Source organism: Nostoc sp. T09 (genome assembly GCF_002154695.1).
Classification (GTDB): Bacteria; Cyanobacteriota; Cyanobacteriia; order Cyanobacteriales; family Nostocaceae; genus Aulosira.
Map to the genome: position 1 here is coordinate 1 of NZ_MTAV01000144.1, position 1,151 is coordinate 1,151.

General features: G+C 41.5%; 3 protein-coding genes. All 3 read left to right on the forward strand.

From position 1 onward, the window contains the following. Positions 1-68 precede the first annotated feature (68 nt). From BV372_RS25950 to BV372_RS25955, 3 genes are read left to right on the forward strand one after another with little or no spacing between them, the layout of a single operon-like run. The gene (locus tag BV372_RS25950) at positions 69-575 is read left to right on the forward strand and encodes a helix-turn-helix domain-containing protein (RefSeq protein WP_086689376.1); all 507 of its coding nucleotides are present in this window, start codon (positions 69-71) and stop codon (positions 573-575) included. A gap of 20 nt (positions 576-595) precedes the next feature. Beyond that, positions 596-742, forward strand: coding sequence for a hypothetical protein (locus BV372_RS36680; protein WP_179198238.1), 147 nt, complete (start codon positions 596-598; stop codon positions 740-742). A gap of 30 nt (positions 743-772) precedes the next feature. Next, positions 773-1,141, forward strand: coding sequence for a transposase (locus BV372_RS25955; protein ID WP_143845294.1), 369 nt, complete (start codon positions 773-775; stop codon positions 1,139-1,141). The last annotated feature ends 10 nt before the right edge of the window (positions 1,142-1,151 follow it).

Below are 1,151 nucleotides of genomic sequence, written 5' to 3' on the forward strand. Positions count from 1 at the left end.
TTATACCAATTTGAAAAAAGAATGCGACAGATGGTAAATCTAAGTATAGGTAGCATTCTGGGTGAGTGATGACAGGGGTAGTGCATATCGATATTCAAGAAAGTGTTGAAGAACTCGAAGGGTTAGTTCGCCAACAGAAAAATGCTCGACTCAAAGAACGTATACAAGCCCTATATCTGATTAAAGGGCAAGAAATGAGTGTGAGTGCGATCGCTAAAATATTGGGAAAACATCGAGGTACAGTACATCGATGGTTGGCAGATTATCGAGAAAGAGGAATTGAGGCGGTTGTTGAATTTGGAACGAGTTCAGGTCGAAAAAGAGCAATACCAGATTGGGCAGTATCGAGTTTAAAAAAACAACTCGAAGAACCAGAAGGTGGGTTCCAACGATACACACAAATACAACATTGGTTGGATATCACCTTGGGTGTGCAAGCCGAGTACGCAACTGTACATCATCTGGCACGTTACAGGCTTAAAGCAAAGCTCAAAGTTCCACGTCCGCGTAACCGAAAGCAAGACAAAGAGAAACTTGAGGCTTTTAAAAAAACCTTGCCAACGATCTGCAACTAATTAGTCAATATGCCAGCATCATGTTACCCGAGTACGAAAATATCCGTTATTTTGTACAAGATGAAAGTAGATTTGGACTAAAAACCATCGAGGGACGCAAGATTACCTTACCTGGGGTGAAACCCATTGGTGAATGGCAATGGCAGTTTAAAGCATTTTGGCTATAGGTCCCAGTCGAACCGCTTACAGGTGAAAGTTTGTTTTGGCAGTTCTCTCATGTTGATACTGAATGCTACCAGCAATTTTTGAACGAGTTCGCTGCCTGCTATCCTAACTCGCTTAACGTTCTTCAGGTTGACAATGGCTTGTTTCATAAAGCCAAACGCTTACAAGTCCCAGAAAACATTGTGTTGTTGTTTCAACCACCCCATTCGCCTGAACTCAACCCAATTGAACGAATTTGGGAACATCTTAAGCAGGACTTGAAGTGGGAGTTATTTGATAACTTAGAGAGTTTGCGAACTAAAGTTGCTCAACTTCTGGCCGATCTAACTCCTCAAATTGCTGCTTCTTTGGCTGGTTACGACTTCATCCTTAATGCCTTATCTGTCGCAAACATTTTTTGAATTGGTATTA